Origin of the sequence: Streptomyces sp. NPDC087428 (assembly GCF_044744085.1) — a bacterium.
GTDB lineage: Bacteria > Actinomycetota > Actinomycetes > Streptomycetales > Streptomycetaceae > Streptomyces.
Map to the genome: position 1 here is coordinate 15440 of NZ_JBIUXR010000009.1, position 25894 is coordinate 41333.

A 25894-nucleotide genomic window follows, 5' to 3' on the forward strand; every position below is an offset into this window, starting at 1 on the left:
GACTGTGCGGACACGCCCGTCGTGTACGAGGTCGCCCCGTAAGGTTCAGCGACGGGATCTTAGGAACGGTTCTCGCCGTGCCCGTCAGACATTCGGCGCCCGTCGCGCGAGGGCGCGGATCGCCTCGATGGTCCGGTCCACGCTGAGGGTTCCGTTCGCGCAGTCGCGCAGCAGGGCCGTCACCCGTTCGTCTCGGTATTCACGCAAAGGCGCGGGTGGGGCCTCGGGCACTGCGGCTTGGGCGATGTCGTCGCGGGTCAGGAGGTAGTCCGCCAGGGCGGCGCAGGAACGGTGCTGGAAGATGACGTCCGGCTTGATGGGAACGCCGAGGACTGCCCCGACCCGGCGGGCCAGGCGCACGTAGATGATGGAGTTCAGGCCGAGTTGCCGGAACGACGCGTCCTCGTCGAAGCTCAGCGCCTCGTCGCCGATCTCCGGCTGGAGGATCTCGCGCTTGATGCGCTCGATCAGGTCTCGGCGCAGGTCGGGCGCGGGCTCTTGCGCGGTGGTGATCCGGTCGATGAGCGAGGTGAGGACCTTCGATTCGCTCAGTTCCGTGAAAACCGACACGCCCGCGTCCCGCAGATACCGGATGCAGTCGGTCCAGCGGACGGGCTTGGCGATCTGCTCGGCGAGCAATTCGCGGACTTCCTGAGCGTCGGGGCCGAACGGACGGCCGGTCACGTTGGAGATGACCGGTGTCCGCAGTTCGCCCACGTCGGCCTTGGCCAGCAGGCCGCGGTAGCGCGCGGCGGCGGGGGCCATCGCCGGTGCGTGGAAGGGTCCGCTGACTCGGACCGGGACGAAGCCCCGGACACCCTCCACCTTCTCGAAGACCAACTTGATCCGTGCCAGTTCCTCGCGGCTGCCGGAGAGCACGAACTGCTCGGGCGCGTTGTAGTTGGCGATGACGACGCCGGTGGCATCGTGCTGCTTCAGGGTCTCCTCGACGATCTGCTCGGAGACACCGACGACTGCGGCCATCGCACCGCCGCTGACTTCGCTCATCAGTTCCGCACGGCGTTGTACCAGCGTCAGGCCGGTTTCGAAGTCGAAGGCGCCGGCCGCGAACAGTGCGCTGTACTCGCCGAGGCTGTGGCCCGCGAAAAAGTCCGCGGGTGGCAGGTCCTCCTGTGCCGCTGACCAGTGCAGCGCGTTGACGACGTAGATCGCGGGCTGCGCGTACACGGTGTCGGACAGCCGTCGTTCCGGGTCTTCCAGACAGAGCTCTTCGACCGAGTATCCGAGCACCCGGTCGGCGCGGCAACGGAGGTCGGGGAACCTTTCGAACAGGCTTCGTCCCATCCCCTTCTTCTGGGTGCCCTGTCCCGGGAACACGTAGCAGCGCATCAGCTCCGCCCGCCCCCGAGGCCGGATCCGGCCGGCGGTGTCGGCCACTCGGGAAGCTCGGTGATCCGGACCACGGCGCACGTCCAGGTGAAGCCGGCGCCGACACCGAGCAGCATGCAGAGGTCGCCGGCGCCTACGGCGCGCTCTTCCACGAGGTGGTCGAGTCCGGCGATCTGGTCGCCCGCGCCGAGGTGGCCGACGGTGCGACCCCAGGACCAGGTCGTGAGATCGAGGTCGATATCGAGTGCGGCGAGGACCTCGCGCTGCAGCACGGTGCGTCCGAAGTGCGGAACGACGAACCGGGCGATGTCGCCCAGCCGAATGTCCGCGTCGTGCAGGGTTCGATTGACGCAGTTGCTGAGGCCGGCCCGGAATCGGCGGGTGAACTCGTCGAGCTCCACGTCTCCCAGGTACTGCAGTTTGCGCAGACGCAGGTCGATGGGGAGCGTGGGGTCGTGGTGAGGTGTAAAGGGCGCGTCGCCGCGATGGAGGCGCTCAAGGGTTGGATCCGACACCGTGGAGATGCTCAGCACCTGGGCGAACCCGGACCTCTTGCTGAGCACCATCGCCGACGCACCGTCGCCGGGGACGATGCCGATGTCGCTGTTCCAGCGGTCGATCGCCGGCGGACTGACCTTGTCGGCGGTGGTCACCAGCGCCGCCACGTCGTCGGTGGCCGTGAGGGAGCGCGCCGCGATGTCCAACGCGGTCATGCAGCCGTTGGAAGCATTCTTGACCTCGAAGGCGAGCGCCGAATGGTCCCCGAGTACTTCGCGGTGGATGTAGGAAGCCGTCGGGTAGAGCTCGAGGCCTTGGAAGTACACGCAGGCGTGCAGCAGCAGCGCGATGTCCTCGGCTCGGTGACCCGACCTTTCCAGGGCATCTCTGGCAGCGGCTGCTGCCATCTCGGGCGGAGCTTCGTCCGTGGCCTCGCAGACCGACTCGAGCTGCGTGTCCTCGGCGTCCTGGGCGTCGAACCGGCCGTCGGCGACGGCTTGTTCGACCTTGGTCGCCGGGGGCAGGTAGGTTGCGGTACCCGCGATGAACAGGGCCTCTGTCTTCACTTCTCGTTCCCTCTCAGGGTGGTGGCGTCGTGGAGCAGGAGCCCGACGATGGCCTCGACGGTCGGATAGTCGAACACCAGGGTGGCGGGCAGTGTGGTGTTCGACCGCTTGGCGAGGCGCTTGCGCAACTGGACCATGGTGAGTGAGTCGATCCCGAGGGAACGCAGTGCTCTGTCGGCCGGCACGCTGTCGGGTCCGGGCAGGCCGAGCACGTCGGCGACTTCGCTGCGGACGAGGTCCAGCAGCAGAGCCGGCCGTTCGGCTTCGGAGGCGTCCGCCATCCGCGTATCGAGCGACTGTGCGGTCCCGGAGACTTCGGTTTGGCGCCCTTCGCTCGTGCGCTGCAGCATGTCGCGCAGCAAGGGAGGCGCTTCCGCGTCGCCGAGCGCGTGTCGCAACGATGCCAGTTCCAGGTACACGGGCATCAGCTGGGTCTCGGGCCGCGCAAGCGCGATATCCAGGGCGTTCAGGCCCTCGGCCAAGGTCAGGGCACCGATCCCCTGACGCCGCAGGCGTCCCAGCTCGGCCTTGCCGAGGTGGGCGGTCATGCCCACTCCGGCCTGTTCCCAGAGCCCGAAAGCGAGGCTGAGTCCTGTCAGACCCCGTTTGCGTCGGTTCGCCGCCAGGGCGTCCAGCGTCGCGTTCGCCGCGGCGTACCCGCTCTGTCCTGCGGTGCCCAGCGTTCCGGCCGCCGAGGAGAAGAGTACGAACGCGGCCAAGTCCAGCGGCTCGGTCAACTCGTCCAACAGGCGCGCGCCCTGGACCTTGGGTGCCATCACCCGGTGCAGCCGCTCCGCGGTGAATCCCTCCACCAGGCCGTCGTCGAGCACGCCTGCGAGGTGGAGCACGGCCGTGAGGGGATGGCTGGGGTGGATCCCGTCCAGTACCGCAGCCACCGCGGCCCGGTCCGCGACGTCGCCCGCGACCAGGTGCACTCGCTCGGCGCCCGCGGTTTCGAGCGCCCGCACGAACGAGGCGGCTTCGGGGGTGTTGCCACCGCGCCGCGACAGCAGCACGAGCCGCCGCGCTCCGTGCGCGCGGACCAGGTGTGCGGCGAGCGCGCTGCCGAGTTCGCCGAGACCGCCGGTGATCAGGACCGTGCCGTCCGGGTCGAGGGCGCGTGGCAAGGTCAGCACGGTCTTGTGCGCAGCGTTCCGCTGCGCGTGGCGCAGGGCGTACGGCGTGTCGCGTACGTCGAAGGCAGTGAACGACGCCTTGTCCTGCCTTGGATCGGGGGCGGACGGATCGGCGGCCGCCTGTGCGAAGGTGAGGTTGACGGGCATCGGCCTGAGGGTGGCACCGTCCACGCGGATCTGGTTGCCGAGCGCGCCTGCCGCACTGCCCATGACCCGGTCACCCGTGTGTACGGAGGTGACGCCGCTGCCGGTCTGCGTGACGATCCCTGCGAACTCCAGGGCCTGTGCGTGTCCCGGGCTCATTCCGGCGGCGCGCACCTCGACGCGGACTTCCCACGGTGCGACCGGCTCCGCGCCCTCGTCGTGCGTGGCGGCGATGACGTCCAGCTGATCGTCTTCCCGCTGATGCACGTGCCAGCTGCCTTCGTCCGGCAGGACGAGTGCGTCGACCTCCTCGACGGTCGGCCTTGCTCGTGGCACGTGAGCGGTCTCGCCGCGCAGCACGCACTCCGGCTCGCCGCCGGTCTCGATCACGCGCGCCAGGAGCCGGAAGTCCGGGGTACCGGGATCGAGGTCGATCAGGCGCAGGACGCGCTCGGGTTGTTCCGTGCGGGCCGTGCGCACCATGCCCCACACTGCGGCATGGGCCCAATTGCCCACCTGATCGTCAGGGCTCGACGACACTGCGTCACGGGTGATCCAGACGAGCTCCGCGCCCTGGAGCCGGGCATCGCCGAAGCACACCTGAAGCGTCCGCAGTGCTTCAGCGGCGCTCCGTTCCGCGTCGTTCCACTGGGCGGACGGTCGGTCAGGCGGCGCGAACAGCAGTCGCCGAGGCGTGTCCGTCCGGGCATCGAGCCGCTTCACGAGGGCGTCCAGATCGGGTACGGCGTCGGCGCCGAGCCCCGCGCCCAGCTCCGCGTCGCCGACCACGAGGGTGCCCGCAGGGTCGGTGGTTTCGGCCACGGGGTGTACGGGTTCGAAGCCGACGCGGTAGAGGTGCTCGGCGAACGGGTGTCCGCGACGTCTGCCGTGCTGGAACTTCAGCCTGCCGATCCGGGCCACCAGGTGGCCTGCCGGGTCGGCCAGCCATACGGTGGCCGGCGCGGGGTCCTCGTCTCCGCCGGATTCGAACGACACTCGCACGGTCAGTTCTCTGCCTGCGGCACGAAACAGCTCGATGTCCGACCAGATGAACGGGACGAGCGGCCCGGGAGCCGCACCCGCCTCCATCAGACCGGCGACGACGACCTGCAGGGCCGCGTCGAACAGCGACGGATGCAGGCCGTGGTCGGCCGGATCCAGCGCGCCCGGAAGGGATACCCGGGCATAGTAGACGCCGTCGCGGCAGGCGAGTTCGCGCAGTCCTCGGAAGGCCGGGCCGTAGTCGAGCCCGTTCGCGAGGGCGCGTCCGTAGAAGGCTTCGATGTCGAGGGCCCGGACATCGGGCACCGGCCAGTTGTCGATGTCCGGCGGCAACGCGCCGCCGGCGCAGGCACGGGTCTCGCACTCTCCGGTCGCGTGCTGCTGCCAGATCAGCGGCTCATCCGTGTCCTCGGGTTGGCTGTAGAAGGCGAAGGGGCGTCGTCCGTGCGCGTCCGGATCGCCGACGGTGGCCTGGATCCGCAATGCGCGGCCCGGAAGGAGGACGACCGGTTCCAGCAGCGTCACGTCTGCCACGGCGTCGGCACCCGCGGTCCGGGCGGCGAACAGCGCAGCGTCGATCAAGCCCGCGCCCGGCACGTAGACCTGCCCGCTGACGACGTGATCGGCCAGCCACGGGCAATCGTTGAGTGACAGCCGGCCGGTGAACAGGTATCCGCCGCTGCCGGCGAGAGTCGTGATCGCATCGAACCACGGGTGGCTGTCCGCGGACTGGTCGGCCGTCACCGCGACGGGCCCGGCCGGAAGGTCTCCGAGCCAGAAGCGCCGGCGCTGGAACGCGTACGTCGGGACGTCGGCCTTGCCGGCGCCACGGGACCCGAGGACTCGCTCCCAGTCCAGCGGGAAGCCCCGCTCGAACAACGTGGCGGCCGCTCGCCAGAGGCGGTCCACGCCGCCCGAGGCACCTTCAGAGGGTGGGCCGACCTCGACGAACACTCCGAAGCCCTCGCCGCGCAGCCGCTCCAGCGCGCGGTCGAGCCTCATGGGCTGCGGCTCCGGCAGGTCGCGGAACCAGTAGTCGCCGCCGAGCTCCGGGCCCGGCACGGCCTCGCCCGTCAGGCGCGAACAGAAGGGGATGGCAGTCCGGGCAGGGACAATCCCTGAAATCGCGCCACCGGCCGGGTCCCCCGAGCGCGCGCGAGCTCGAAGGGCGATGACGCGGGCGCCGTCCTCCAAGCTCAACGCCCCGCTCACCACGGCGGCGGCGACCTCGCCCTGCGCGTCGCCCACCACCGCCGCCGGCTCCACACCCCAACTGCGCCACAGCGCCGCGAGTCCGAGGTATGTCGCGAACAGCGTGCACGGCAGCACATCCGGACTGTTCACGTCCTCCTCGCCGCGCAGCACCTTCAGCACGGACCAGCCGGTCAACGGCGAGAGGACCGCGTCGCACTCCGCCACGGTTTCGCGGAACACTGCGCTCTGATCGAGCAGTTGACCGCTCATCCCTGGCGGCTGCGCGTCCTGACCGCCGAACACGAAGGCGATCTCCCCCAGCGCCCTGCCGGAGCCGGGCTCGACCGCCCGCAGGGCTTCGGCAGCGTCCATGGCGTTGCCCGCGAAGACCACGGCACGCGCGTCGAAGTGCGTACGGCCGACGGCGGAGGTGCAGGCGATGTCTCGCATCGCCGCGGCGGGCCGCGTGTCGAGCCACTCGGCCCAGTGCAGGGCCTGCGCACGCAGGGCGGGCGTGTCGGTGCCCGAGATCACCAGCGGGTAGACGAGATCGTCGCCGGGCTGGTCCGCGACGACGGTCTCCGGTGCTTCTTCGATGATGACGTGCGTGTTCGTGCCGCTGATACCGAATGAGCTGATGCCGGCGCGACGCACCCGCCGTGTCCGCGGCCACTGCCTCGGCTGCCGCAGGAGCTCCAGTTCGCCGCCGGTCCAGTCGATCCGGGTGTTCGGGCTTTCCGCGTGAAGCGTGCGGGGCAGCCACTCGTGCTGAAGCGCCATCACCATCTTGATGACGCCGATGACACCGGAGGCCGCCTGGGCGTGGCCGATGTTGGACTTTGCCGATCCCAGGTGCAGGGGGCGCACGCGGCCCGAGAACACTGCGGCAAGGGCGCCGGCCTCGATGGGATCGCCGAGCACGGTGCCCGTGGCGTGCGCTTCGACGACGTCGATGTCGGCCGGTGCCAGTCCCCCGTCGGCCAAGGCACTGCGTAGCACGCGCTGCTGCGCGAGGCCGTTCGGCGCGGTGAGCCCCTGGCTGCGGCCGTCCTGGTTCATGGCGGTGCCCCGCACAACGGCCAGCACACGGTCACCGTCGCGCCTCGCGTCCGAGAGCCGCTTGAGCACCAGGACGCCGCAGCCCTCCGCCCAGCTCGTCCCGTCGGCGTCGTCGGCGAAGCTCTTGCAACGGCCGTCGGCCGCAAGCCCGTTGAGGCGGCTGAACTCGACGAAGATCTGCGGGGTGCTCATCACCGTCACTCCGCCGGCGAGCGCCAGGTCGCATTCGCCGCTGCGCAGCGCCTCGCACGCCAGGCGCAGGGCCACGAGCGACGAGCTGCACGCGGTGTCGATGGTGAGCGCCGGCCCGGACAGGCCGAGTGTGTAGGCCACACGCCCGGAGATCAGGCTCGACCCGTTGCCAGTGATCTTGTAGCCGTCGCTGCTCCCGACGTCCCAGCGCCGGGCAACGTCGTAGTCCGAACTCATCGCGCCGAGGTAGACGCCCGTGCTGCTGCCTTCGAGGGACGCGGTGCGCAGATTGGCCCGCTCGAGTGCCTCCCACACGACTTCCAGAACGAGCCGCTGCTGCGGGTCCAGGGACAGTGCCTCGCGCGGGCTGAGCCCGAAGAACGCCGCGTCGAAGTCCTCGACGTCGCGTACGAAGCCGCCCTTGCGATCGAAGCGCCTGCCAGTGGCGGCGCGCTCCGCCTCCTCGATCGTGCTGAGATCCCACCCGTCCCAGCGCTGTGGGAACGGGGAGGAGGCTTCGCGGCCGTCGACGAGCAGGTCCCAGAACGCTTCGGGCGTGTCGATTCCGTCCGGAAGCCGGCAGGCCATGGACACGATCACGACGGGGTCGTCATCGTCGGGCCGCGTGGGCACTGCGGCGACGGCGGGCGAGACTTCCGGGGCCTCGTACTGCGTATCGGCGTGCGTCAGCAGCAGTGTCGCGATTGCCTGCGGTGTGGGGTAATCGAAGGCGAGCACGGTGGGCAGTGGGACCCGTGTCCGTGCGCTGAGCCGGTTTCGCAGCTCGACCACAGTGAGGGAGTCAAAGCCCTGTTCGCGCAGCGTCATGTCGGGGCGCACGTCTTCCGCCGGCCGGCCGAGCAAGGCCGCGGCCTCCCCCGTGACGAGTGCGACCATTGATCCCAGACGCTCGGGTTCGGGCAGTGCCATCACGTCCTGGCGCCACGAAGCACTGTTGACGACCGGGATCGCGTCGTCGTGTTCGTCCAGCCAGTAGCTGCGGTGTTCGAACGCGTACGTCGGAAGGTCCGCCCTGCGCGTGTCCGAGGTCGAGAACACACGCTGCCACGGGATCGGGACCCCTTGGACGTGCAGCTCTGCCAGCGCCCGCAGCGCCTGTTCGATCCCGCCGTGATCGCGGCGCAAGCTGCCCACCACGACGGCCGTCCCGTCGGCCTCGGTGCCCTGCGCCAGGGCTATCTGGAGCACCGGATGCGGACTCACCTCGACGAAGATCCCGAACCCGTCCGCTCGCAGGCGTTCCAGCGCGCGATCGAAGCGCACCGGCTCGCGCAGGTTGCGGCACCAGTAGTCCGCGTCGAGCTCCGGCCCGGCTGCCCGTTCCCCCGTCACGCTCGAATAGAAGGCGATCCCCGCATCCGCGGGGGCAAGGCCCGTGAGCTGCTCGCGCAGCGCGGGCAGCAGCGAATCCATGTGCGGGCTGTGCGAGGCGTAGTCCACGTCCACGCGCTGGCAGTACGCGCCGGTGGCCTCCATCCGCACGAGGAAGCGGTCCACCGCCTCGGCGTCTCCGGCCACGACGGTCGATCGCGCGGTGTTCACCACCGCGACGGACAGCGCCTCGCCGTGGGCCGCCAGCTCCTCGATGACTTCGCCCACCGGGCGCTCCACGAGTCCCATCGCCCCGTCCGGCGCATGATCGTGCACGGCCCGAGCGCGCAACGCCACAATGCGAGCGCCGTCCGCCAGGCTCAACGCCCCGCTGACAACCGCCGCGGCCACCTCACCCTGACTGTGGCCGACGACCGCCGAGGGCTCGACGCCCCAGGCGCGCCACATTGCGGCGAGACCGACATACATCGCGAACAACGCGGGCTGCACCACGTCCGTGCGCGTGAAGGGCGGCGCGAGACCGTCCTGCCCACGCACGATCGCGGCGACCGAAAACCCGGTGTGCGGGATGAGGGCCTCGTCGCAGGCCGTCACGGCCTCGCGGAACGCGTTGTTCTGCTCCCACAGCGACCGGCCCATTCCCCACCACTGGGCGCCCTGGCCGGGGAAGACGAACGCGACGCGGCCGCGACCGGCAGTCGCGCCCGTCACCACGGCGTCGTGGCTCTCGTCCGCGGCGAGCGCCCGCAGCCCGGCCACGGCCTCGTCCGTCCTTCCAGCGATCACCACGCCGCGCGTGGGGTGCTGCGTGCGGGTCGTCGCCAGCGAGTAGGCGACGTCGGACAGCCTCGTCCCGGGCGACTGCCCGAGGTGGCTCGCCAGCCGTGCGGCGTTGCGCGCGAGCGAGTGCGGGCTCGTGCCGGACACCGTCAGGCAGACCGGACCGCCCGCGTCCGGCGTGCCTTGTTCCGGCGCGCCCTCGGGCGCCTCACCGAGGGCGACATGCGCGTTGGTGCCGCCGTATCCGAAGCTGCTCACCCCCGCGAACCGCGGCCCGGCCGGCCACGCAGTTGTCTCGGTGACCACTTCCAGACGTTCGGCGGGGAAGTCGATGCGCGGGTTCGGTGTGCGGAAGTGCAGGCTCGGCGGAATGACGCCGTGGTGCACCGACAGTGCGACCTTGACCAGCCCGAGCACGCCGGCCGCCGGCTCGAGATGGCCGAAGTTCGTCTTCGCCGAGCCGATGCGCAACGGGGCGGGCCGGTCGGGCCCGAACACGGCGCCGAGCGCGCCCGCCTCCGTTACGTCGCCCAGGGGTGTGCCCGTGCCGTGCGCCTCGACGTACGACACCGCACGCGGCGCGACGCCGGCGTTCTGCCACGCCGACCGCAGCACCTCCGTCTGCGCCTCGTGGCCGGGGGCGGTCAGTCCGTCCGTCGCGCCGTCGTTGTTGACGGCGCTGCCGTGCACCAGCGCATAGACGCGGTCGCCGTCGGCGAGCGCGTCGGACAGTCGGCGCAGCACGACTACCGCGCAGCCCTCGCCCCGGGCGTAGCCGTCGCCGTCGCCGTCGAAGGCCCGGCACAGACCGGCAGGGCTCTGTGTGCCGAGCTTCGTCAAGGCCACCGAGGTGTTCGGATGCAGCATCAGGTTGACGCCGCCGGCAAGTGCGAAGTCCGACTCACCGGAGCGCAGGCTCTGCACGGCGAGGTGCACCGCGACCAATGAGGAGCTCGACGCGGTCGCCACGCCCATCGCGGGGCCGCGCAGCCCCAGCGCGTAGGCGATGCGGGACGGGATCACCGAGTTGTCCCAGCCGATGGCCGAGTGGGCGTGGATCGCCTCGGCGACGCCCTGCGTGAACAGCGGGTACTCCTGCCACATCGCGCCCATGAAGACGCCGGTGCGTGTGCCCGCGAGACTCGCTGTGGAACGCCGCGCGTCCTCGACCGCGGCGCACGCCACCTCCAGGGCGATCCGCTGCTGCGGGTCCATCTGCCGTGCCTCGGCCGGTGAGATGCCGAAGTAGTCCGCGTCGAATCCCGTGACGTCATCGAGGAATCCACCTCGCCGGTTCGCCGCCCGGCCGGACGCCTCCGCGTCGGCCCACGCGGTGGCGTTCCACCGGTTGGCCGGCACCTGACGCACCGCGTCGATGCCCTTGAGCAGAGCCTGCCAGAGTGCGGTCGGATCCTCGATCAGTGCGGGCAGTCGGCAGCCGATGCCGACGAGCGCCACCGGCTCGTGGCGGTCGTGCGTCTGGGCGGCGGTCCGGTCAGCCACGGGAAGCCCCGATCTCGTCGGACGCGTAGAGCGCCAGGCATGTCTCCTCGATCGCGGTGAGCGGCCCCGCGTCGTTCAGGATCGTCATGTGGTTCGCGGCGTCGATCTCCACCATGCGAAGGTCCGGCAGTTCACGCCCCCAGTCCTGCTGGTAATTCACGTGGTCGAGGGAGAAGGTCTCGCCGGCGACCTGGAAGTAGGGTTCGGCCTCGCCCAGGAAGAGCCCGCGCCGGTTACGGAAATAGGTGCACACCACGGCTTCCGGCCGCGGCAGAGGCCTGATGGTGTGCTCGCCGAGCCGGTAGGCGAGCTGGATCGCCATGTTGCGCGTGACGAAGCGCGCGATCTGGGCAGGTCTCATGGCGAGCCCGCGCTCGGCCGCCAACTCCGCGAGCCGCAGTACGAACGCGTCCTCGTCCAGGTCCTCCGCGACCTCGTCCCGGTGGACGAGACGGGCACGCAGGACCGTCGGGTCCTTCTCCCCCGCCGGCCAGAGCAGGGAATTGACGATCTGCAGCGCCGCGCTCCGGGCCGACTGGAACCCGTTCCCGTTCGCCTTCGCCAGGCCGGTCTCGTCCGGCGAGTCCACCATCGTCAGCGAGGCCACGTCCTGGCCCTGCGTCTGAAGTCGCCGGGTCACCTCATAGGCGACGATGCCGCCGAGGCAGAATCCGCCGACGTCGTACGGCCCCTCGGGCTGCACCGAGCGGATGACCTCGGCGTAGTACTCGGCCATGGCCGTGACGCCCTCGATCGGCGCGTCCTCGGTCAGCAGGCCACGGGCCTGGATGCCGTGGAACGGGCGGTCGATCCGCTCGGCGATCGTGCGGTAGGACTCGACGCCGGCGAGGGCGCCGTGGATCCAGAAGACCGGTCTGCCCTCGGTCGCGCCGTTGAGGCGCACCAGCTCCGGGGCCGGCACGCGGGCGGAGCGGGCCGCCGCCTCGGGCAGCCTCGCGACCACGTCGTTCAACGTGTCGTGCGGCTGCCACCACGCAGGCTGGAAACCCGGAAACACCTTGCTGATCCGGCCCAGCATCGCGACCAGAAGCAGGGAGTTGAGACCGTAATCGGCGAGCGACCTCGTGCCGTCGATCTCGTGGCGCGACAGGCCCAGCACCGAGGCGACGAGGTCGGTGACGAAGGCTTCGCCGTCCGGAGGGCCGAGGCCTGTGCGCGAGGTCTGATCCGGTCGCGGCGCCTGCTCGGCGAAACACGTCAGACGTGCGAAGGGATACCCGGGCAGTGCGATCCGTCTGCGTCGAGCGCCGCGATGCATCAGGTCCCAGTCGATGAACGTGCCCGCGGCCCAGTGTTCTGGTACGTGGTCGAGCTGCGTCGGCTTCCCGTCGTGCCCGGCGCCGGCAGCAGCATCGACGCCGTCGGCGAACGCCACGTGGGCGAGCGTGTCCGGGTCGCCGTTGAGCCAGCCGCCCAGAATGCGGGCGGCCTCGTCAGTGCTCTGCGCCACGAACGCCAGCCGGCAGCTCATCGCTTCCCGGCCGACCTGCAACGTGTACGCGATGTCCGCCCAGGAGCGCGGATCCGCTTCGGCAAGCCGGTCAATCAGCCGGCGCGCTCGCTCGCGCAGAGCGTCGACGCTCCGCGCGGAGAGCACCAGGATCTGCGCACCCGGGTCGTCGTCCAGGTTCGCGGAGGCGATGTGCTGCTCCAGCACAACATGCGCGTTCACGCCGCCGATCCCGAAGCTGTGCATGCTCGCGCGGCGCGGCAGCGGCCGGCCGGCGTCGTCGGTGCGCTCGGGCCAGGGCAGGTTCTGCGCGGCGATGCGCAGCCGCGTCCCCTTGAGGGAGAGGTCGCGGTGCAGCCGCCCGAAGCCCGGGAGCGCCGGGATCACGCCGTGCCGCATCGCCTGCGCGGTCTTCACCAGCGCGGCCAGGCCGGAGACCACCTCCGTGTGCCCGATGCAGGGTTTCACGTTGCCCAGGTACGTCACGTCTTCGCTGTCGTCCTCGCTGCGGAGTCCGGCGCCGAGCGCCGCCAGCTCCGCGCTGTCCGCCAGCATCGAGCTCATGCCGTGGGTCTCGATGTAATCCACGGCGCCCGGCTCGATCGCGGCGTCGGTGTGGGCGTGCGCGACGGCTGTCTTCATGCCCTTGATGTTCGGTGCCGTAAAGGACACACCCCTGCCGCCGTGGGCCACGCCGGTGCCGCGCACGACGCAGTGGACGAAGTCCCCGTCCGCCAGGGCCCGGCTCAGTGGTTTGATCAGTACGGCGGCGACGCCCTCGCTGCGCGCCGTTCCGTCGGCGTCCTGCTGGAACGGCCGGACGTCGCCGCTCGGGCTGAGCATTCCCGCGGCCTGCATCCCGCCGAAACCTGCGGGTGACATCACCAGGTTCACCCCGCCGACCAGGGCCTGTTCGCACTCGCCGTCGCGGATGGACCGGATCGCCCGGTGCAGGGCCACGAACGAGGACGAGCACGTCGTGTCGCACTGCTCGCTGGGGCCGTTGAGGTCGAGCAGGTACGAGATCCGGTTGGGCACCATCGCGGGCGACGGCAGGCTCATCAGGTCCATGGCCGCGGGCCGGTATTCGCTCTGCGTCGTAGCGACGAACACGCCCGTGGGCCGGTTCCGCAGCTCGGCCGGCCGATAGCCCGCGTCCTCGACGGCGTTCCACGACGTCATCAACAGCAGGCGCAGTTCCGGCGTCACCTGGCGTGCCTCGGTCATCGACATGCGGAAGAAGAGAGGATCGAATTCATGCACCCCGTCGAGGAATCCGCCCCGCAGCGCGGCTGCCTCGTCGCCGTAGCACGCCCAGTCCGCACGTTTTTCCGGCGGTGCGGTGATGCACCGTCTGCCTTGCTCGACGGTCCGCCAGAACGCGTCGACGTCGTCGGCCCCGGGGAAGCGTGCGGACATACCGACGATCGCCATGCCGTCGAGCGCGGCCTCGTCGAGCTCAGGCCGAGGTTGAGGTTGAGGTTGAGGTTGAGGCTGCACAGGATCGGGCGCCCGGTCCGGCAACGCGGGCTCCGGCGCAAGCACTTCCCGCAGGTCCTCGACGTATTCGGAGACGATGAACTCTCCCAGCTCGGCGAAGGTGTTGTGCTCGAACAGCACGGTGATGTCGAGGTCGATGCCCAGCGTCCCGCCGAGGGTCCGGGCCACGTTCACCGCGAAGATCGAATCGAGTCCGTAGTCCGAGAAGGGCTCGCCCCGCCCGATCCTCGCCCGCGGGATGTCCAACGCCTCTGCCAGCACATCGAGCGCGACTGCCTCGATGTGGGCGCGCAGCCGGTCCCCGGGCTCGCTCCCGGCGCTGTGATCGGCCACGGCCCGCGCCGGACTCTCGCGCACCGGCGCCGCTTGCGGCCTGGACGGGCGCGGTACGGCCGTCGCCTGCCGTATGACGCCGTCGCTCTCGGCCACGATGATCTGCTGTCCCAGATCCTCGGCATCCCGCGCGGGCAGAGCGATCGCGCGGAATCCCTCCTGCGTCAGGACGTGCCGCCAGTGCGCCGTGGAGAGCAGCGGGCTGCCCTGGATACGCACGTGGGGGTCCTCGTGGCGCCACCATCCGTCGAGGAGGCCGAACGAGAACTGGCTGAGCAGGTTGTTCGCGGTGAGCTCGTTCAGGACCAGCAGTCCGCCGGGCCGGAGAAGCGCCTTGGCGTTGCGCAGGGTGTGGCGGATGTCCCGGGTGGCGTGCAGGACGTTGGCGGCGACCACGGCGTCATACCCGCCGACGGTGAAGCCCTGGTCCGCCACCGGGCGCTCGATGTCCAGGATTTCGCAGGTCAGCGAAGGGTTTCCCGGACCGAACGAACGCTGCGCGTGGTTCAGGAAGACCCTTGATATGTCGGTGTAGCAGTACTCGCGCACGTCCAGCTGCGCGGACCGCAGGGCCTCCAGGACGACGGCGCTCGTGGCACCCGTGCCGGCGCCGATCTCCAGGATCCGCGCGGCATCCGCCGTCAGGGCTCGTGCCCGCCGTCGCAGCCGCGCCACCATGTCGGCGGCCAGCACCTGGTTGAAGAACGCTGACGCCGGGTTGGTCGCGTAGGCGTTCTGCACCAGCTCCAGCGATCCCCCGGGGAAGATGACCTCGGTGGCCGGTCGCCGTCCGCTGAGAATGTCGGGGAAGGCACGCAAGGTGGTCTCCACCAGTAGGTGGGTGGCCGCGAGGTCGGGATTCTCCTGCCACGCGGGCTTTCCCGTCTCCCACTCGCGCCACAGCTGCTCGACCGGTCGATACCGCACGGCATCGTCGAGCAGGATCCTGCCGTCCCGCCGATCGATGTAGCCGGCCCCCTCGAAGACGCGCAGGCACTCGTCGAACCAGCCGCCGTACCCCGGCGCGAGGCCTGCCGACTCCCGTGCGGCCTGCGGGGTCTGCCCGGACTCACGGAACGCGCCGAGCGTGCACAGATGGGACCAGAGAAAGTCGAGCAGCAGCTGTTTCATGGTCAGTCCCTTCGAAGGCCGCGATCAGATCGCGAGCGCGGTCAGCTCTGCGGTGCGGGCGCGCAGCCGCTCCAGTTCGCCGCCCGGCGCCGCCGCCGGTTCCTGGACGTCGGCGGGCACTGCGTCCGGCGGCACGGCCGTGGGAAGGACGACCTCGTCGTCGCCCAGAACGATGCCCCGGTTGTTGAGCGCGGGACTGAACTTCATCAACGTCAGCCTGCTGACCGGCCCCGCGCACAGCCGTTCGATCGCCGCCGTCAGCTCGTCCGGCTGGATGAGCGGCGCCTGCGCTCCGACCACCGCTCCCCGCTCTCCCTCGGTGGGTGCGTTGTTGAAGCAGTAGCCCAGGTTCAGCACCTTGCCGACAGCGCCGTAGTGGCGTCGCACCGTCGGTGCGAACGAATCGAGGAACGTGCAGGCGGCCGCGTAGTTCGCCTGCTTGATGGCTTTGAGGTAGGAGTTGATCGAGGACAGGAACAGTGCGAAATCGAGCGAGTCACCGCCGAACACCTGCATGCACCGGACGCTCGCGTCGACCTTGCCGCGCAGCACGTCCTCGAACTGCGCCTCGCTCATCCGGGCCAGGCTCGCCCCCGAGAACACGAGGCCCGAGTGGATGACGCCGTGCACCGCGCCGAACCGTCGTACGATCTCGTCCTTCGCCGCGCGCAGGGACGCGAGGTCGGTGGCGTCGGACCGCAGGTACAGCGGCGCAGGCCCGTCCGCGCCGGTCGCCTGAGCGATGGCGGCTTCGACTCGCGCGTCCTGCGGCCTGCGTCCGAGCCACACCACCTGGGCGTGGTAGCGGCGGATCAAGTACTCGCTGATGACCGTGCCAAGGGCGCCCGCCCCGCCGATGATGACGTAAGTGCCGCCCTGCCTCAGCCGGGACGACGTCGGCGAGGCCGGCTGAACAGTCATCAGCCGCTGCCCGTGCCAGCGGCCGTCGCGGTGGATACGCAGGTTGCCGTCCGGGTCGGCGGCCAGGTCGAGCACCGCGGCGAGAGAAGGCGCTTCGTAGTCCTCGACGTCCGCCACCCGCACCCGCCAGTCCGGGTACTCCTTCGCAGCCGACCCCGCCAGGCCGGCGACACCGGCGTGCGCCGGGTCGACGACCTCGGCCTCATGGGCGGCGTGCGCCCGCTCAGTGATCAGGGTCAGGCCCAGTGAGCGATCGCCGTACCCTGCGGCCAGCAGTGCTTTCACCGTGCGGAAGGCATGCAGCGAGCCGCTGGACTGGCCCTCGACGACGCTCGCACCAGACCGGTCGTCCACGGCGCTGGGGGCCACCCAGATCAGATGGTCGAGTTCCGGGACCGACCGGACGGACGCCTCCAGGTCGTCGTGCGTACTCTGCGACGGGTCCGCGACCACGTGGGCGCCCGGCAGGCGCGCGATGAGAAGGTCCCGCGCCTGCCCTGGGGACGCGATGATGCCGACTGATTCGGAACTCCGCGGCCACGTCGCGGATTCCGTCTGCTGAAGGGGATCCCAGACCGGCACCAGCGTGGCGGCGTCGTCCGCCGGGTCCGGCGTCTGCTCGGTCCGACGGCCCGCGATGCCTCGCAGACGCAGGCACACCGTGCCGTCGTCGGTCGCGAGGTCGATGTCGATCCGGTCCGCGCCGCGCGCGTCCTCGGCACGGCGTATCAGGGCCCACATTGTGGTCGCGCCGGGGGCGAGGACTTCGGCCGACTTGATGGTGAACACCAACCCGACCCGATCGTCGCCGTCGAGGAGTCGCATGCACTGCATCGCCGAGTCCACCAGCGCCGGGTGCAGGACGAGGCCGTCCATGGTTCCTGACGCCGCGCCGGGCAGCCGCAGTTCGGCGAGCACCGCGTTGTCACTGCGGTGCACCGCCACGACCCCCTGGAACGTGGGTCCGTAGGTGATGCCGCGGTCCCGCCACTCGGCGTAGAACCGCAGGGGGTCGAATTCCGTGGACCGGAAATCCCGGAACAGCGCGGGCAGGTCGAGCGCCTGCGCAGCCGTCGGCTCCGCGGCGGACACCTCGCCCTGACAATGGAGCACGGGCTCGTCTCCGGCGGACTCCGTGGAGGACACCGTGAACCGCGTGATGTCGCCGTCCGCGCGGAGAGCCACCCGCGGTGCGCGCGGCACCCCCGGCACCGAGAGGGGTCGCAGGAAGACGATGTCGTGCAGGCGAACCGCGTCGCTCGCGGTCCGCCTCGCCGCTGCTGCGACCCACTGCAGATACATGGCCCCCGGGACGATCCCGGTTCCCTGCACCTGATGTTCACGCAGGTAGAACTCGTCGCCGGTGAGGACTCCCCCGTCGCGCCGCGGCCCGTCGTCTGCCGCCGCGCGGACCGGCAGCGCGTAGCGTTCCCTCTCGAAGGGGTAGCCAGGCAGCGGAACGCGGCGGTAGCGGCTGTCGCGGAACAGCTCGGCGAAATCCGGTGCCTCACCGTCAAGGAACCGTTGGGCGAGTGCCTGCAACCCGGAGTCCGTGCTCCGCACCGGAGTGCCCTGCCCGGAGGGCCAGGCAGTGCACTGGCTCTCCAGTTCTGCGATGTCCCGGACCACACTGGCCCATCGATGCCGCAGGTGCCTGCGGCCGAGCAGAAGTGTGTGGCTCACCTCGCCGACATCGAGGTCCGGGTGTTCGCGGCAGTGGCGCGCGAGCCGGGCCACCTGTTCGCGCAAGGCGTGCTCCGTCGCCGCCGACAGCGCGATCAGCCGGGCCCCGTCCTGTCTGCTCCGCGGCGGCGCGGGCGGCTCCGACGGCTGCTCGATGACAGCGTGGGCGTTGGTTCCGCTCGCGCCGAGCGACGTGACCGCGGCGCGCCGCTTGCCGTCTTCTGGCACGGCCCACCGCCTCGGCTCCGTGTGCACGAAGAACGGACTGCCGGCCAACGTGACACTGGAGTTCGTCGCGGTGTGATGGGGCAGACCGGGGATCACCTCGTGCCTCATCGCCAGCAGTGCCTTGATGACACCGATCACGCCGGCCGCGGCCTGAGCGTGGCCGATGGAGGCCTTCGTCGAGCCGAGCGAGCAGAACCGTTCGGCGTCCGTGAAGCCGCGGAACGCGCGATCGAGCGCCCGGAATTCCACCGGATCGCCGAGCTTGGTTCCGGTGCCGTGTGCCTCGACCAGCCCGATCCCCGCGGGGTCGATCTCAAAGTCCTGATAGATCTGCCGGATCAGCCGTTCCTGCGAGGTCCCGTTCGGCGCGGCGATCCCGTTCGTGGTGCCGTTGTGGTTGATCCCGATTCCACGGATCACGCCGTGGATGTGGTCGCCGTCCGCCTCGGCGTCCGAGAGCCGTTTGAGGATGAGCGCGCCGACTCCCTCGGCGGGCACGAATCCGTCGGCCGCCTGGTCGAACGAACGGCACCGGCCCGTCGGGGAGAGCATCCCGGCCCGGGACGCCGCCAGATACAGCCGCGGCGAGTTCTGGACGTAGACCCCGCCCGCGATCGCCGTGGTGACCTCGCCCGCCCACAGCGCCTGACACGCCAGGTAGAGGGAGACCAGCGAGCTGGAGCACGCGGTGTCGACCGCCATCGCCGGCCCGTGCAGGTCCAGGTAGTACGCGATGCGGGACGGCACGAGCGAGTTCATGTTGCCCCACAGTGCCTGGCCCGGGTAGTCGGACGGTCCCGTCATGTCCAGGTAGTCGCCGGCAGCGCAGCCCACGTAGATACCGCACCGGTCGCGGTCGAGCGACTCGCCCGCGTGGCCCGCGTCCTCGAGCGCCCGCCACGCTTCCTGAAGGAACAATCGCTGCTGCGGCTCCATGTAGACGGCCTCTGCACCGGAGATCCCGAAGAAGAGCGGGTCGAACTCGTCGACGCCGTCCAGGAGACCGCCGTCCAGGCACACGCTGCCCAGCGACGCGAGGTCCCAGCGGGACACCTTGGAGACAGCATCCCGGCTGGAGGCCAACAGATCCCAGAACTCGTCGGCATCCCGGGCGCCCGGGAACCGGCCGCTCATGCCGACGATCGCGACGGGCTCCCGGCCACCGCCCGGCGGCTCGGATACCGCGGAGGGCTCGGTCACCGCCGGATCGGACACCGCGGACGGCTCGGACACCGCCGGATCGGACACTGCGGCCACGATGGCGGCGTCTTCCTCCTCGACGATGAAACTCGTCAGCCGCCTGATCGACGGGTTCTCGAACAGCACGCTCGGATCGAGGTCGGTGCTCAGCGACTCGTTGAGCCGGTGCACCAGGGAGACGCCGGTGAGCGAGTCCAGTCCGTAGTCGGCGAAGGGCTTGTCGGCCGCGAGCTCATCGGCAGTCAGCTTCAGCGTTTCGGCGAGGGTCCGCTCGACGGTCGCGCGGACGTGCTCCTCGAGCGAACCGGGCGCGGCAGGCCGCGGATCGAGGCGCGGGGCGGGGCGCGGATCGAGGCGCGGGGCGGGGCGCGGGGCGGGCGAACCTGCGCGCGCCAGCAGTACTTGCTGGCCCAGGTCGCGGGCGGGCTCCGCCAGCAGTTCAACCGTGTCGAACCCGCACTCCCGCAACACTTCGCGCCACGCGTTCGAGGACAGCGCCGGTCCGCCCTGGATACGCCTTCCGTCGGTGAACCGCCACCACCCTTCGAGGAGCCCGAAGGTCAGGTGCGACCACCAGTCGTTCCGGGCGAGCTCGTTGAGTACGAGGACGCCGCCGGGCCGCAGCAGTGCTCTGGCATGACCCACTGCCCGCACGATGTCCTTGGTGGCGTGCAGGACATTGTTGGCGATGACGATGTCGTAGCCGCCCGCGGTAAGTCCCTGTGCGCCGGGCTCCCGCTCCACGTCGAAGGCCGTGAAGGACACGTACGGCACGTGGTCGGCGAACCGCCGCTCCGCGTCGATCAGGAACGCCTTCGAAACGTCCGTATAGCAGTACTCAGCGACGTCGCGGCCCGTCAGCTGGGCGAAAACCCGCTCGCTGGTGCTGCCGGTGCCCGCTCCGATCTCCAGCAGCCGGATCCCGTCGCGGCGGGCGTCCACCTCCGCGCGCACCGCGGCGGCCGTCACGTCGTTGAAGTAGTCGGCCGTCGCGTTCCCCCGGTACGCCGGTTCGACCAGCTCGAACGAGCCGCCCGGGAACATGACCGCCGTGGCCTTCGTCCGCCCGGACAGGATCGCGGGCAAGGCCTCGATCATGCGCTCGGTCAGGCCGGTCTTGGCCGCCAGCTCCGGATCTTCGGCATGGACGTCCTTCCACGCGCGCCAGGTGCGCCAGGCCTGTTCGGGGCCTGGCGCACTCTTCCTGGGCACCACGAATTCGCCCTCACGCACGAGCTCTCCGTGGCTCAGCAGCACGGTCACCGTGTGGTCGAGCCACTGGGCGAAGGACGGCGCGATCCTCTGCCCGATCAGGTCGCGGCGAACGGGCTCGTCGAAGAGTCCCGCCGCCACGAGCTGTGCGAGCACGAGCGGGCGCGAGAGGCTGTCCATCTCGTCCGTGGCGGACGCGTGACCGGACAGGAACGTCTCGACGCTCTCGGGCCCGGCCGCGGCCACGAGCAACGATGCCGCGTCGAGCGAGTCAGTGGCCCGAGGAACCGACACCGCCTCGGCAGCCGGCCAGTACCGTTTCCCAGCGAACGGATACGTCGGCAGGCTCACCCGCACCGGCGGATTCGCGCCGTGGCAGGCGTGCCACTCGACGTCGACGCCGTTGACCCACAGGGGCGCGATCTTGTCCCACTCCCCGTGTTCGAGCCATCCGGCGACCAGGTCTCGCAGCTCCCCGGGGCGATCGAAGAGGCCGAGCAGCTTGTCCTCAGGCCGTCGGGCCGTACCTTCGAACACCGTTCCGCGCGCCCTGCGCTCGACGTAGTCCTGAAGGGTTGCGATCAGCCCGTCGACGTCGTTCGCGACGAAGACCACTCGTTCGGCCATCGGCCGCCGCCCGACCTGCAAGGTGTACGCGAGCGACGCCAGATCGCCGTGCGCGTCCCGGTATCCCGGCAGGAACTCCAGGAGCTGCCGCACGAGGACGCCGAGCCGCTCCCCGTCGCGGGCCGAGAGGACCACCGCTTGGGGGCCGGGGCGCCCGGCGGCCCGCGCACGGGTCGGCGCCTGTTCCAGCACCGCGTGCACGTTGGTGCCGCCGATCCCGAAGGAGCTCAGTCCCGCCCGCGCGGGCTCGTCGCCGTCCAGCGGCAGATTCCGGTCGGCCACGAAGAACGGCGACTCGTCCCAGTCGATCTCCGAGCTCGGCTCGTCGCAGTGCAGCGTCCGCGGAACCTCTCCGTACTGCAAGGCCATCGCCACCTTGATGAGGCCGGCGATCCCCGCGGCCGCGTCCAGGTGGCCGATGTTGCTCTTGACCGAGCCGATGCCGCAGTACTGACTGCGTGCCGTGTAGTGGCGGTACGCCTCGGTCAGAGCCGCGACCTCGATGGGATCGCCGAGCCTCGTGCCCGTGCCGTGCGCTTCGACGTAGCTGATCGTCGACGGGTCCGTGCCCGCCTTGTCCAGGGCCTTGCGGATCACCTCGGCCTGGCCGCGCACACCGGGCGCGTAGAACCCTGCCTTGTCGCCGCCGTCGTTGTTCACCGCGACGCCGCGGATCAGGCAGTAGATGTGATCGCCGGCGGCGATCGCCTCACCGGCGCGCTTGAGGACGACCACGCCGACACCTTCACCGCCGGACATGCCGTCGGCGCCGTCGGCGAACGCGCGGCTGCGCCCGTCGCTCGAGAAGTTCAGGCCCGGCTGGTGCACGTATCCCAGTTCCCCCGCGGAGAACAGGCTGGCCGCGCCGACGATCGCCTGGTCGGAATCGCCGGCCAGGAGCCCCTGACAGGCGACGTGCACCGCGCTCAGCGCCGAAGAGCAGTTGGTGCTCACCGCCATGCTGGGGCCACGCAGTCCCATCTTCGTGGAAATCATGGTGGGCACCGTGCCGCCTTGGGCGAACAGCCACGCGGCGTAGGTCTCAGAGCTCGCCAGCACCCGCGGGCCCGACGCGTTGGCCATCAGAGCCGGGAGCAGGGCCTGGTAGAAGTTCGTGCTCGTGGACGTCGTGACGCTGGTACCGGGAACGTCCTCCGGGCGGTATCCGGCGTCCTCCAACGCCTGCCACGCGTGCTGCAACAGCAAGCGCGCCTGTGGGTCCATGAACTCGGCGTCGCGGGGGGAGATGTCGAAGAACGCTGCGTCGAACTCCGCCCTGCCGTCCACGACCGACCGCTGCGGCACGAAACCGGGCCGGGTGATGAGCTCCTCCGGCACTCCGAGCGCGCGCAGTTCCTCGACTGTCCATGACGTGCCGCCGCTGCGTCCTTCCACGAGCGCGGACCAGAATTCGCGGTGGTCCACGGCTCCCGGGAACCGGCAGGAGATGCCGATCACCGCGATCGAATCATCGAGCGAGGCGTCGTCGGCCGCCGGAGTGGCACGGCGCGGACCAGGGTGCTGTTCGGGCTCGGCCGGCTGCGCCGCAGTGGCCTGCCGAGCAGGCAGCAGCTCCGTCAGGTGTCGGGCCATCGTCGCGACGGACGGGTGCGCGAAAACGCTGGTGGGTCGCAACGCGCAGCCGAACTCGCGGTTGATCTGCGTCACCGCTTCGATGGCCGCGAACGAGTCTCCGCCGATGTCGAAGAAGCCTGCGGCACGATCGATATCACGCGAGCCGAGCACCTCTTCGAAGATCCCGCGCACGGTCCGCTCGATGTCGAGCGCGGCCACCGGGCTGTCGGCGGCCGGGAGCGGCGCCGTCTGGGCGGCGGCGGTCAGCTGCGCCCGGTCGACCTTGCCGTGCGCCGTGAGCGGAAAGGCGTCCAGGGCCACGAATGCGGCGGGCAGCATGTAGGCGGGGAGGGTTTTGGCGAGTTCCGCGCGCAGCAGTGCGGCGTCGACCGGCGCCTCCCCGTTCCCCGTGTAATAGGCCGTGAGCCTGTCCGACAGGCCGCCGTGCTCGAGCAGGACGACGCTTCGGCTGATCTCCGGGTGGGCGTTGAGCACCGCTTCGATCTCGCCGAGTTCGATGCGATGGCCGCGCAGTTTGACCTGGTTGTCCATCCGGCCCAGGACGACGATCTCGCCATTCGGCAGTCGGCGCGCGCGGTCGCCGGTCCGGTACAGCCGTCCGGGCGCGAACGGGTTGTCCAGGAAGCGCTCGGCCGTCAGCTCCGGCTTCCGGTGGTAGCCCAGGGCGACCCCGTCGCCCGCGATGTGAAGCTCGCCGGTCACGCCGACAGGCAGGGGGCTCATGTTCTGGTCGAGGACGTACAGCTGGGTGTTCGCGATGGGGCCGCCGATGGTCACCGGCTCCTCACGGCGCAACCGCTTGGCCGCTGACCAGATGGTCGTCTCCGTGGGCCCGTACAGGTTCCAGGCCTCTCCGCGCGCCACGAGTTGGTCCTTCAGGCCGTCGGGTAACGCCTCGCCGCCGCACAACACCTTGACGCCCTCGGTGTTCTGCCACCCGACGCGCACCAGCATGGCCCAGGTCGCCGGAGTGGCCTGCATGATGGTGGGCCTCCAGTCGGCGACCTTTTCGGCCAGCAACGTGGCATCGGCGGCCGTGGCCGATTCACAGACGCAGACCTGCCCGCCGGTGATCAGCGGGAGGTAGAGCTCCAGGGCGGCGATGTCGAAGCTGTGCGTGGTGACGGCCAACAGCCGATCGCTGGACGCCACTCCAAGCGTGTGCGCCATGGCCAGCACGAAATTGGTCAGCGCCGCGTGCGGAACTACGACGCCCTTGGGCTTCCCCGTGCTGCCCGAGGTGTAGATCACGTAGGCGGCTGGAGATGCCGAAGCTCGCGAGTCCGGCGCATCGGCGGTTGTCTCCCCCGCCGCTTCCCCTGCCTGGGCGACCTGATCATCCTGCCGGTCAGTCGGGTACAGTCTCGCCTTCGGCGTCCTCACGGCGGCCAGCCTGTCCGTCACCGCCTCATGGCAGATGACGAGTTGCGCGCCGCTGTCCTCGACCATATAGGAGAGGCGTTCGGCCGGCAGTCGGCCGTCCAGGGGCAGGTACACCGCGCCGAGCCTCATGACGGCGAGGAGGGCCACGACAAGGTCGAGTGACCGTTCGTAGCAGACCCCTACAACGTCCCCGGGGCCGACGCCTTGACGTGTCAGCGCCTGTGCCAGCGCCGAGCTGCGGTCCGCGAGTTCGCGATAGGTGAGAGTCCGCTCCCCGCAGGTGACCGCCGGGGCATCCGGATTCGCCTCTGCCCGCTCCGCGAACAGATCCCAGCACGTCCGATGCGCGGGAAAGTCGACCTGGGTGCGGTTCCACGCCTCGATGACGAGGCGCCGTTCCTCGTCGTCGAGCAGGTTCAGTCTGCCTATCGGCGACTGCCCGTCCGAGTCGAGGATGCTGTCCACCAGGGTGGCGAAGTGTTCTGCCATGCCCCCGACGGCGTGGGCCGAGAAGGCGTCGGGGTGGTATTTCCAGTTCACCAGGAACCCGTCACCGGGAGCCACGTCCACCGTGAGGTCGTACTCACCCAGCTGGTACAGCCCGTCGACGAGTTCGAATTCCGTCTCGCCGGTGGCGCGGGCCCGCTCGCCCAGGTATCCGGAGAGAGCAGAATCCTGATAGTTGTACACGAGCTGATAGAGAGGCGACCGCGGATTCACGCCCCGGGCACCGAGATCGCTCACGATCCGGTGGAACGGGTAGGTCCCGTGCTCGAGTACTTCGAGCACCGTGGACTGTACGCGCCGGGCGAACGACGTGAACTCCTCGGAGGCGTTTGGCCTGCTCCGTACGGGCAGCGTGTTGACGAAGCAACCGACGATCGGGTCGAAGCGTTCCGTCGGGCGCCCGGCCACCGGCATCCCGATGACGAGGTCCTCGCTTCCGGTGTACCGGTGCAGCAGAGTCAGGAAGGCCGCCAGGAAGAAGGTCCCCGGGCTGATCCCATGTGAAGCGGTGAAGGCCACGATGGCGGCGGCCTGCTCTTTCGGCAGCCGGCTGGTGTGCACCTCGCCCACATGGGGCGCGTCCGGCAGCAGAGCCACCTGCGAGGGTAACCCTGTGAGGACGTCCGCGCCGGCGAGCTCCCGCACCCAGAACTCTCGGTCCTCCTCAGCGCGCTCGCCGGCGAGTACATCCCGCTCCCACGCGACGAACTCACCGAATGAGGCGGAGCCCACCTCGATCGGCACGTCCCGTCCCTCGATCCGCGCCCGGTACGAACTGAACAGCGTGTCGATGACGAGACGCCCCGACACTCCATCGATCACGAGGTGATGAGTGACCAGCAGAACGTACGCCTCGGACGCGGAGCGACGCAGGACAGCCAGCCTGGTCAAGGGATCACCGGCCAGGCCGAACGGCCGCCTCGCCCTTTCCTTCAAAAAGTTCAGCACTCGACCGGACGGCACATCGGAGATGTCCACGTACTCGACGAAGAAACCGTCCGCATCTCCGTGGGACAGACGCGGCCCGTCATCCGTCTCGCGCACCGTGGCCGAGAGAAGCGGATGCCGGGAAAGCGTGTCGCGGAATGCGGCCTGAAGCGCCGCGGCATCTACATCCGCAGACGAAAAGCACACGGGAACGTTGTACGCATACGTCTCCGGCTCCATCTTGGCAAGCGCCCACAGGCCGCGCTGTCCCTCGGACAGCGGAATGTCCACGCGTCTGTCGAGCTCGGCCAGCACCCCCGTCGTCGATATCTCGCCATCGGCATACATGCGGGCGAGCGCGTGAAGGCTCATGACGGGCTCCTTCCTGCCATACCACC

At 70.2% G+C, this 25894-nt stretch carries 5 protein-coding genes; all 5 read right to left on the minus strand.

Annotated features, from left to right (window positions below; genetic code table 11):
* Positions 1-84: 84 nt before the first annotated feature.
* From fabD to ACIO3R_RS19830, 5 genes are read right to left on the minus strand one after another with little or no spacing between them, the layout of a single operon-like run.
* A complete protein-coding gene (fabD, locus tag ACIO3R_RS19810) occupies positions 85-1350 on the minus strand; it encodes an ACP S-malonyltransferase (RefSeq protein ID WP_402107210.1) in 1266 nt (421 codons plus the stop codon).
* On the minus strand, positions 1350-2414 hold the full coding sequence (locus ACIO3R_RS19815) for a ketoacyl-ACP synthase III family protein (protein WP_402107213.1): 1065 nt from the start codon (positions 2412-2414) through the stop codon (positions 1350-1352). Before ACIO3R_RS19815 ends, fabD begins: the two co-directional genes overlap by 1 nt.
* Positions 2411-10777, minus strand: a complete 8367-nt coding sequence (locus ACIO3R_RS19820) for a type I polyketide synthase (protein WP_402107216.1) — start codon at positions 10775-10777, stop codon at positions 2411-2413. The genes ACIO3R_RS19815 and ACIO3R_RS19820 overlap by 4 nt, the downstream gene beginning before the upstream one ends.
* On the minus strand, positions 10770-15212 hold the full coding sequence (locus ACIO3R_RS19825; protein ID WP_402107218.1) for a beta-ketoacyl synthase N-terminal-like domain-containing protein: 4443 nt from the start codon (positions 15210-15212) through the stop codon (positions 10770-10772). Before ACIO3R_RS19825 ends, ACIO3R_RS19820 begins: the two co-directional genes overlap by 8 nt.
* 24 nt (positions 15213-15236) lie before the next feature.
* Positions 15237-25868, minus strand: a complete 10632-nt coding sequence (locus ACIO3R_RS19830) for an amino acid adenylation domain-containing protein (RefSeq protein ID WP_402107221.1) — start codon at positions 25866-25868, stop codon at positions 15237-15239.
* Positions 25869-25894: the final 26 nt, after the last annotated feature.